The organism is Streptomyces sp. ATLC9, from assembly GCF_057196705.1.
Genome location: NZ_JBXUOY010000207.1, coordinates 1 through 9,416 on the forward strand (window position 1 = coordinate 1; position 9,416 = coordinate 9,416).

Consider the following 9,416-nt stretch of genomic DNA (forward strand, 5'->3'; position numbering starts at 1 on the left):
TGCCCGGGGCGGGCGTGCCTTCGCCGCCGGCGGCCGGGCATCCGTCCTGCGCCGCGGCTCCGCACGGCGCGCCGGACTGCTGGAGCCGCATCTGCGGCATCTGGTGGAGGACGCGCGGGCCTTCCTGGGCCCCTCCCCCGAACACCCGTGGTACGCGGGCGCGGTCCTGCTGGCCGGGCGCGGCGGCACCGTCGCCCTCCACGAGGCCATCGGCCACGCGGTGCGCTACTCGGCCTACGACGAGGCCACCGGCGCCGGCGTCGAGCTCCCCGCCGGCGAACAGGTCCCCGCCACCCGCGAGACCGTCTACGACCTGGCCTCCGTCTCCAAACTGTTCACCGCGATCCTGGCGGTGCGGCAGATGGAGCGCGGAGCCCTGGAGCTGGAGGGCGCGGTCGCCTCCTACCTGCCGGAGTTCGGTGCGGCGGGCAAGGACGGGATCACCCTGCTGCACCTGCTCACCCACACCTCCGGGCTGACCGCCTGGCTCCCGCTGTACGCCGAGCCCACCCGGGAGGACCGGCTGCGGCGGCTGTGGCACGAGGAGCCCCTGGACCCGCCGGGCACGGTCTACCGCTACTCCGACCTCAATCTGATCGCCCTCCAGCTCGTACTGGAGCGGGTCACCGGCAAGAGGCTGGACACGCTGCTGCGCGAGGACGTCACCGGACCGCTGGGCATGCGATGGACCCGCTACAACCCTCCCGCCTCCTGGAAGCCGCGCATCGCCGCCACCGAGGACGCCCGCCGCCCCTGGTCGGGCCTGGAGCGGGGCATGGTGCACGGCGAGGTCCATGACGAGAACGCGTACGCCTTCGGCGGCGTGGCCGGCCATGCCGGGGTCTTCTCCCGTGCCTGGGACCTGGCCGTGCTGTGCCGCGCCCTGCTGAACGGCGGCGCGTACGGCGGCGCCCGCGTCCTGGAGCCGGAGTCGGTGGACCTGCTCTTCCGCGACTTCAACACCGCCTTCCCCGGCGACGAGCACGGCCTGGGATTCGAGCTGTACCAGCACTGGTTCATGGGGGCCATGGCGACCCCCCGCACGGCCGGGCACACCGGCTTCACCGGTACCAGCCTGGTGCTGGACCCGACCACCGACACCTTCCTGGTGCTGCTGGGCAACTCCGTCCACCCGGTGCGTACCTGGCGCTCCGGCAGCGCACCGCGTGTGGCCACCGCCACCCGTCTGGCCCGGGCCGTTCCGGTGCGCCCCGCCGAGGGGCGCGAGGCCTGGTTCTCGGGGATGGCGAGCGGCGCCCCGGCCGTACTCGCCCTGCCCGAGGTGGCTCTCGGCGGGGACGGCGAAGCGGAAGGCGTGACGGAAGACGTGGCGGAAGGCCGCACGAACGGCGCGGGCGGTACGGGCGGCGGCGTGGGTGCCCGGCTGCGCTTCCGGGTGTGGTGGGACACCGAGCGCGCCTTCGACGTCCTGCGCCTGGAGGCTTCCGGCGACGGTGGCGTGTGGGAGCCGGTGCCGTTCACCACCTCCCGTCCCGGCCGGGCCCCGGTGGAGCACCCGGAAGGAGCACTGCACGGCTTCTCCGGGCGGGTCTGGCACCGGGCCCTGGCGGACCTGGGCGCCTGGCGCGGCCGGGCGGTGCGGTTGCGCTGGCGGTACACCACCGACGCCCGCTACGTGGGGCGCGGCGCGTACGTCGACGGCATCCGGATCGAGGACGGCGGGCGCACGGTGTTCGACGGCTCGCGGCGCGGGGACGCCGGCCGCGTCACGGCCGAGGGCTGGTCGCTCTCGGCCGACTGACGCCCACCGCCGCCGGGCGCGCCCGGCGGCGGCCCGTCAGGCGATGCGCACGGTGGCCAGATCGGCGAGCCCCGAGACGGTGAGGACCGGGTCCAGCAGTGGCGGGGCGATCAGTTCCAGACGGTCGGCGTGGGCGAACAGCGCCGCCAGCCCGGCGCTGTCCAGGTAGTCCACGGCGGTGAGGTCCACCACCAGGCGTCCCTCGCCGCCGGCGGTCCGGTCCACCGCGGCCCGGAACTCGCCGACGTTGCTCATGTCGATCTCCCCCTCGGCCACGAGGACCGGGGTACCGTCTGGACGCCGCTGCTCGCTGAGCGTCAGGTGGGTGGTCAACGTGTGATCCTCACATGCATGTCTACGGTGGTTCCGGCATCGCCGGTGGCGATGCCGACCTGGTCCATGAGCGCGTGGATCAGGATCAGGCCGCGGCCGCGGTGGGCGTCGGCCTCCGGTCGCGGGGGCTTCCAGCTTCCGGTGTCGGTGACGGTCAGACGGAGGCCGCCGGCGGTGGCGGCGGCGCTCAGGCGCACGGTGCGGCCGGGATGGCCGCGGTGGCCGTGCTCGATGGCGTTGGCGCAGGCCTCTCCCACCGCGACCAGGACCGCCTGGGTCAGGCGCGGGCCGATCTCCAGCCGCTCCAGCCAGCCGCGCAGGGCGCCCCGCACGTGGGCGAGCTGGGCGGACTCGGCGGGGAAGGTCACCTCCAGGGGCGCGGGGTGGCGGTAGAGCAGCAGCGCCATGTCGTCGTCGTAGCCGCCGGCCGGTTCCAGACCGGTCCGGATGTCGTCGGCCAGCTCCTCCAGGTCCGCGTCGCGTCCTCGCCGGGCGGCGGCCGAGGCCTCGGCGATGCCCGCGTGCAGCGGCCTGCTGCGGCGCTCGATCAGGCCGTCGGTGTACAGCAGCAGGACGGAGGCCGGCGGCATGGTGTGTGTACCCGTGGGCCGGGGGCGGCCCGGCTTCACCGCCAGGGGGATGGAACGGCCCTGGTCGAGCAGTTCGGTGGTGCCGTCCGGGTGGGTGAGGATGCCCGGCGGGTGGCCGGCGCTGCTGTAGGCCAGCCGACCGGTCACGGGGTCGAGCACACCGCAGAAGACGGTGGCGCACGGCGCTCCGGGGATGAGGGCCGCGAACCGGTCGAGCGCGGTCAGCGCCTGGGCCGGATCGGCGAACTGCAGCAGCAGGGCCCGGCAGGCGCTGCGCAACTGGCCCATCACGGTGGCGGCCTCCAGGCCGCGGCCGACGCAGTCGCCGACGACGATGCCGATACGGCCGTCGGGCAGTTCGACGGTGTCGTACCAGTCTCCGCCGACCTCCAGAGGCCGGGCTGCGGGCTCGTAGCGGACGGCGAATCCCCGCGGGAGGCGGTCGGGGCCCAGAACGGCCCTCTGGAGGACCAGGGCGGTCTCGCGCTGCTGCTCGAAGGTGTGGACGCGTTGCAGCATCTGCCCGAGGTAGCCGCCCAGCACGGCCAGCAGGGTGTGGTCCTCGCCGATGAGGGGCCGCTCCTCACTGGCCTCGACCCACAGCGCCAGCGGTCCGCCGGGGTGTTCGAGGGTGATGCCGATCCCGGCCGGCCCGCCGGTGGCGACCGGGTGCAGGGGATTGCGTCCGCGCAGGGCCTCGACGGCCCCGCGGACCGGGTCGCCGGGCTCCCCCCACGCGGTGCCGGGCACCGCGGCGACCAGCCGGGCGTCCCGCTCCCGGTCGTCCCAGGTGACGGCCAGGGCGCGGGGGGCGCGCCACACCCGGCGCAGCTCGTCCAGAGCGGCCCGCAGGGCCTCGGGGACGCTCCCGGCTTCGGACAGCCGTACGCTCAGCGCGGCCAGGGCGGTCTCGCGCTGGGCGGTGAGGCGTTCGGCGGTGACGTCCCGGAAGGTGCCGACCACCATGCGCCTGCCGGTGTCGGGGTCGCGGACCTCGTTGAAGGAGGCGTACACCCACAGCCGGTGCCCGTCGCGGTGTTCGACGGGGGTGATGTAGCTGCCCTTCCTCTCGCCCACGACCTGGGCGAAGGCCTTCTCGATGGTCCGGTGGGCCTCGGGGTCGCTCTCCCGGTCGGGCCCCCAGGGGTGCTTGGGCCGGTGGGGGAGGTCCTCCGGACCGTAGCCGAGGATGTCGGTGAAGGCGGAGTTGATCTCGACGACGGCGCCCTCCTCGTCGCAGACGAAGAACGCCTCCTGGAGCGAGTCGACCAGGGCCGCGCGCCACTGCGTGTGGTGGTTGCGCAGCCGCGACAGCTTCACCGCGGCCCGTACCCGCGCCAGCAGCTCAGCGGCGGAGAACGGTTTGACCAGGTAGTCGTCGGCCCCCGCCTCCAGCCCTTCGATGGACGCCTCCTGGCCGGCCCGGGCCGACAGCAGCAGTACCGGGACCCCGGCGGTGCGGGAGTCGGCGCGCAGCGCCGTCACCAGCTCCAGACCGCCCATCCGGGGCATCATCACATCGCTGACGACCATGTCCGGGGCGTCGGCCCGGACCGCCTCCAGTGCGGCCCGCCCGTCGGCGACCGTGGTCACCCGGTAGCCGGTCTCCAGGATCCGCCGCAGGTACTCGCGCATGTCGGCGTTGTCGTCGGCGACGAGCACCCTGGCCCGCGCCGGCCCGGGAGCGGGCGGAGCCGGCTCCGTCCGTCCCGCGGACGGCGGCGCGGAACCCTCCCGCCCGGCCCCTCCGGCGTCCGGCAGCCATCGCAGCGCCTCCTGGAGGTAGGGATCGGCATCGGCGGCCACCGGGGCCGGGTCGGCGCCCCGGACCACCGAATCGGCCGGCAGATGCGCCGTCCCGAAGGGCAGGACGACGGTGAAGACGGTGCCCTCGCCCTCGGTGCTTCCGGCGGTGATGGTGCCGCCGTGCAGACCGACCAGTTCCTTCACCAGCGCCAGTCCGATGCCGCTGCCCTCGTTCGAGCGCGCCCGGACGTTCTCTATGCGGTGGAAGCGCTCGAACAGGCGCGGCAGCTCGTCCCGGGGCACCCCGGTGCCGGTGTCGGACACGCGCAGCACCGCCCCTCCGCCCTCGGCGCGCAGCGTCACGCCGATGGAGCCGTCGAAGGTGAACTTCAGCGCGTTGCTCAGCAGGTTGAGGACCACCTTCTCCCACATGCCCCGGTCGATGTGGACCGGTTCGGGCAGCGCCGGGCAGTCCACCTCGAAGTCCAGGCCGGCCCGGTCCACCGCGGAGCGGAAGACGCTGGCGAGCCCCGCGGTGACGGCCGCCAGATCCACCGGCTCGAACCGGGCCCGCATCCGCCCGGCCTCGATACGGGAGAAGTCCAGCAGGGTGTTGACGAGCTTGCCCATGCGCAGCCCGTTGCGGCGGACGACCTCCAGTTCCTCGCGGACCTGCTCGCCGGCTCCGGCCAGCTGCCCGCGCAGTTCCTCCAGCGGGCCCATGATCAGCGTCAGCGGGGTGCGGAACTCGTGGCTGATGTTGGAGAAGAACACGGTCTTGGCGCGGTCCAGCTCGGCGAGCTCCTCGGCCCTGCGCTGCTGGACCTCGTACGCCACGGCCCCGTTGACCAGCGCGGCGGTCTGCCGGGCCACCAGGTCCAGGAAGGTCCGGTAGCTGTCGTCCAGGACGCGTCCGGCACTGGCGGCCAGGGCGATCGCCCCGACGAGTCCCGCCCCGGTCTCGCCCGGCAGCGGCAGGACCACCGCCTGCGTCGGCGCCATGTCCCACCCTCCGGAGGGCAGCCGGCCGAACCGTCGTACGACGTCCTCGACCACCACCGGCTCGCCGGTGTCCAGCACCCGCTCCAGCGGCCAGCCCCCGGGGCCGTCCGGCAGGGGGCTCGGGGGCGTGCCCGGCGGACTGGCGGCGGCCAGGACCGGCTCACCGCCGGAGCCGCGCAGGTAGACCGCGGCGAACGGCACGTCCCGCTCCGCCCGGCCCAGGGCCCGGGCGACCAGTTCGCATGCCTCCCCCACGCTGCGGGCGGTGCCGGTCTGGGCTCCCAGATCCTGCAGCGCGGCCAGCCGGCGCTCGCCCACGACGCGCTCGGTGGTGTCGCTGACCGCGGTGAAGACCCCGCGCACCCGGCCGTCGTCGTCGTGCATCGGACTGTAGGAGTACGTCCAGTACGACTCCTCCAGATAGCCGTGCCGCTCCGTCTTCAGCAGCAGGTCCTCCGACCAGGTGGCCCGGCCGGTCTCCACCACCGACCGCAGCATCGGGCCGATCACGTTCCATATCTCGCCCCACACCTGCCTGCCCGGTTTGCCCAGTCCGGGGTGCTTGTCGCCCAGCAGGGGGAGATAGGCGTCGTTGTAGAGGAACCGCAGGTCCTCTCCCCACCACAGGATCATGGGGAAACGGGACGTCAGGCAGATGCGGCAGGCCGTGCGCAGGCTCGCCGGCCAGCCGGACGGGTCGCCCATCGGAGTGTCCGCCCAGTCGAAGGCGCGCATCCGCCCGGCCATCTCGCCGTCCCCCGGGAGGAGCGGCTCCAGCGGCCCGGCCTGGTTGGCGTCGCCCATCGCCCCTGCCCTCCTCACCCACCGCGCGCCCCGCGGTCCCGCGTCACCGATGCGCATATCCACCAGCACGGCGACGATGCGCCACAACCGGTCCCGTAGGATAAACACGGCCGGCCACGGCCTGCGGGGCGGTCGGCCCCTCGGGGTTCACCCTCTCCGGGAGCGGGCAGTCGATCGGCGTCCCCGCGAACGCGCGCCCCGGCGCCGCCCCGCCTCCCGGGCTGTGCCTTGCCGGGGTGAACGACCGGACCGACCAGCGCGTACAGGAGAACGGGTGCCCGACCGAGATCTGACCGTCACGCTGCACTCCCATCCCGCGGGTCCCTGCCTGCTGGAGGTGTCCGGCGAACTGGACCACCACACCGCCGACCGGATGCGCCAGGCGCTGAACGAGCTGCCCCGCGAGCGCGGGACCGCCGTCGTCATCGACCTGTCCGGCCTGGTCTACTGCGACTCCAGCGGCATCACCGTCCTGATCACGGCCTACCACCTCACGCAGGCCGTGGACGGCAGCCTGGCGCTGGCCGGTCTGGACGACGACATCACGCGCGTCTTCAAAATCGTCGGGCTGGACCAGATCTTCACCTTCTACGGCAGCGTCGAGGAGGCGGTCGCGACCCTCGCCGGCTGATCGCCGTCCCGGCCGGCGGCGGCTCCGGGACCGGTCCACGGGCCGCTGAGTCCTCCCGGGTGCCCGGAGGGCGACGGAGAGCCGGGGCCCGGCGGCCGGCGGCCGGCGAGGGCCCTGGCTCCGGCGCTCATGCCGTGGGTCCACACCGGGAGCCGCCCGGGGGAGCCGGGCGGCGGCCAGAGCGGGGCCCGCTGCCCGTCCACGCCTCCCGCACGGCGCGCCTCGGCGGTACGGCGGCCGAGTTCCACCGCGTCCCCGGGCCGCCCCTCCGGCTCCTTGGCCAGCAGGTCGAGAATGATCCGCTCCAGGTCGGCGGGCAGGTCGGGGCGGAGTTCGCGCGGCGGCCGGGGGTCGGTCTCACGGTGGCCCACGAGGATGCCCCAGGTGTCCTCCAGGTCGAAGGGCGGGGAGCCGGTGGCCATCTCGTACAGCACGCAGCCGAGCGAGTACAGGTCGCTGCGCTGGTCGAGGTGGGATCCGGTTATCTGCTCGGGCGACATGTAGTGCGGGGTGCCCATGGGGAAGCCGCCGGTGGTCCCGGCGGCCGGGCCCGTGCCGCACTCCGGCCGGGCGATCCCGAAGTCGCAGATCTTCACGGTGCCGTCCGCCGTGCGCATCACGTTGGCGGGTTTGAGGTCGCGGTGGACGATGCCCCGGCCGTGGGTGTAGGCGAGGGCGGCCGCCATCTGCTCGGCGATGTCGAAGAGGTCGGGTACGGGCAGCGGCCGGCGTCCGCCCAGCTTCAGGAGCCGGCTGAGGTCGTGCCCGTTCAGCAGCTCCATCACCAGGTAGAGGACTCCGTCGTGCTCTCCGAAGTCGTGGACGACGGTCACACCGCGGTGCTGGAGCGAGGCCGCGACGCGCGCCTCGCGGCGGAAGCGCTCACGCAGCGTCCCGATGGCGTGCGGGTCGTCCTGGCCGCCCATCGGCTTGAGGCACTTGACGGCGACCTCGCGGTCCAGCGACTCGTCGTGCGACCGCCACACCTGCCCCATGCCGCCGCGCCCGACGAGGTCCAGCAGCCGGTACCGGCCCTGGATCAGTGTGCCCTGCCTCATCGCGCGCCGCCGCCCCTCCCGCCCGTGCCGCCCCGGCCCGTCCAGTATGGGCCCTTGCCCGGCCGGGCGGTAAGGCGGTGGTCCGGTGCTTGAGCGTGCCGGGGTTTCGGCACGGGCCGTGCGGCAACTGAGGATCGGGGGGATTGACCCGGTCCGCCCGGCCCGCCCAGCCCAGTACGAGGAGACGCCGATGTCCCGACCCGTGCCCCTGCGCGTACGCGGCACCCGGGAGGGCTTCCGGCAGCTCGCGCGGCTGCGCCACGCCCCCGCCTTCCACCCCGACGGCCTCACCTGTGCCGGTGAGCTGACGATGCCCGGCCTCACGGGGACCGCCTGGGGCGTTCCCTGGCTGGACGGGCTGGGCCGGTACGAGTGCGTGGTGCGGTTGTCCCGGGGCGCCGGCCTGCCACGGCCGCTGCCCGACTGGCTCGGACTCGCCGTCCGGGCGCTGGACGCGGGCGGGCCCGGCCGGCCCGTGGACCTGCTGCTGACCAGCAGCGCCCGCTCTCCCGTACTGCGCCGGCTGCCCCTGCCGCGCGGCGACGTGCTGGGGGGCCCGTACAGCACCCTGCTCGCCTACCGGGTCGGCGGGCGCGGCATGGTGCTGGCAGCCTTCCCCCGCCGCCGGCTGCGTCCGGTCCACGGCAGCCCTGCCGCCCTGCGGCGGGCGCTCGCGGACGGGCCGCTGGTGTTCGACCTGCGGGCGGCCGAACCGATGGGCCGCTGGCGGACCTTCGCGGTACTCACCGTCCGCTCTCCGCGGCGGGAGCCTCCCCGCTCCACCCCGGGCTTCGACGTCCACCGCAACAGCCTGCCGGGGATGGCGCCGGGCACGGCCCTCGCGTCGGTGCGGCCCGCCGCGTACGAGGGATCCCGGGAGGGCCGCGGCTGAGGAAGCGTCACCCGGGCCGTTTCCGTCCGGGAGGCGCGGGTACTCCGAACCGGCCGCTGTCCGATCCCGGGTGGAGATGATGACGATGGCCGGCACGGGCCCGAGGATCACGGGCACGGCGCGCCGCGCGCCGGTGAGCACCGCGGCCATGGTGGTGTCGTTGGTCTTCCTGCTGGTGGGGATCCTGGGGTTCATCCCAGGTATCACCACGGACTACGGCGAGATGCAGTTCGCGGGACACGAGTCGCGGGCCCAGCTGCTCGGTGTCTTCCAGGTGTCGGTCCTGCACAACCTGGTGCACCTCGCCTTCGGCGTCGTCGGTCTGGCAATGGCCCGCAGTGCCGCCGGGAGTCACCGAGCTCCCCTTCGTCGGCAACGCCACCCTGCTGATCCGCTACGGCGAGCTGACGCTGCTGACCGACCCCGATTTCCTCCACCGCGGCCAGTACGCCTACCTGGGCAAGGGCCTGCTGTCCCGGCGGACGGGGGAACCGGCCCTGCGGGTCGAGGAGCTGCCGCCGGGCCGGTCGAGGAGACCGGCCCGGCGCGGCCGGGGGGGGGCAGTGCCGCCGCGGCGGTCTCCCCGGCCTGCCCGGGG

6 protein-coding genes and 2 pseudogenes are annotated in these 9,416 nt (G+C 74.5%); 5 read left to right on the forward strand and 3 right to left on the reverse strand.

From position 1 onward, the window contains the following. Positions 1 to 1,762, forward strand: a 1,762-nt coding sequence (locus tag AC2CJA_RS19595; RefSeq protein WP_484604002.1) for a serine hydrolase domain-containing protein, incomplete at its 5' end; no start/stop codon positions are given. 36 nt (positions 1,763 to 1,798) lie between these two features. Here the strand turns inward: AC2CJA_RS19595 and AC2CJA_RS19600 are convergent. Next, positions 1,799 to 2,095 carry an STAS domain-containing protein gene (locus AC2CJA_RS19600; protein ID WP_484604003.1) on the reverse strand — a complete coding sequence of 99 codons (297 nt, stop codon included), beginning with the start codon at positions 2,093 to 2,095 and terminating at the stop codon, positions 1,799 to 1,801. Then, positions 2,092 to 6,237, reverse strand: a complete 4,146-nt coding sequence (locus AC2CJA_RS19605; protein ID WP_484604004.1) for a SpoIIE family protein phosphatase — start codon at positions 6,235 to 6,237, stop codon at positions 2,092 to 2,094. The genes AC2CJA_RS19600 and AC2CJA_RS19605 overlap by 4 nt, the downstream gene beginning before the upstream one ends. Before the next feature lie 274 nt (positions 6,238 to 6,511). Between AC2CJA_RS19605 and AC2CJA_RS19610 the strand changes: the two genes are divergently transcribed. Further along, positions 6,512 to 6,868 carry an STAS domain-containing protein gene (locus tag AC2CJA_RS19610; RefSeq protein ID WP_484604005.1) on the forward strand — a complete coding sequence of 119 codons (357 nt, stop codon included), beginning with the start codon at positions 6,512 to 6,514 and terminating at the stop codon, positions 6,866 to 6,868. Here the strand turns inward: AC2CJA_RS19610 and AC2CJA_RS19615 are convergent. Beyond that, the gene (locus AC2CJA_RS19615) at positions 6,826 to 7,926 is read right to left on the reverse strand and encodes a serine/threonine-protein kinase (protein ID WP_484604006.1); all 1,101 of its coding nucleotides are present in this window, start codon (positions 7,924 to 7,926) and stop codon (positions 6,826 to 6,828) included. The two genes, AC2CJA_RS19610 and AC2CJA_RS19615, sit on opposite strands and share 43 nt — an antisense overlap. Positions 7,927 to 8,116: 190 nt before the next feature. On the opposite strand from AC2CJA_RS19615, the gene AC2CJA_RS19620 reads away from it, so the two are divergent. From AC2CJA_RS19620 to AC2CJA_RS19630, 3 genes and pseudogenes are all read left to right on the forward strand, one after another. Beyond that, positions 8,117 to 8,818, forward strand: coding sequence for a phosphodiesterase (locus tag AC2CJA_RS19620; protein WP_484604007.1), 702 nt, complete (start codon positions 8,117 to 8,119; stop codon positions 8,816 to 8,818). A gap of 148 nt (positions 8,819 to 8,966) precedes the next feature. After that, positions 8,967 to 9,113, forward strand: a pseudogene (locus tag AC2CJA_RS19625) (DUF4383 domain-containing protein); the annotation flags it as partial. 43 nt (positions 9,114 to 9,156) lie between these two features. Next, positions 9,157 to 9,416 (forward strand): annotated as a pseudogene (locus AC2CJA_RS19630) (MBL fold metallo-hydrolase); the annotation flags it as partial.

Excerpts from the sequence above, each read along its gene's own strand:
- AC2CJA_RS19615 (WP_484604006.1), bottom strand. The coding sequence starts at position 7,926 with ATGAGGCAGGGCACACTGATCCAGGGCCGGTACCGGCTGCTGGACCTC.
- AC2CJA_RS19605 (WP_484604004.1), bottom strand. The coding sequence starts at position 6,237 with ATGGGCGACGCCAACCAGGCCGGGCCGCTGGAGCCGCTCCTCCCGGGG.
- AC2CJA_RS19620 (WP_484604007.1), top strand. The coding sequence starts at position 8,117 with ATGTCCCGACCCGTGCCCCTGCGCGTACGCGGCACCCGGGAGGGCTTC.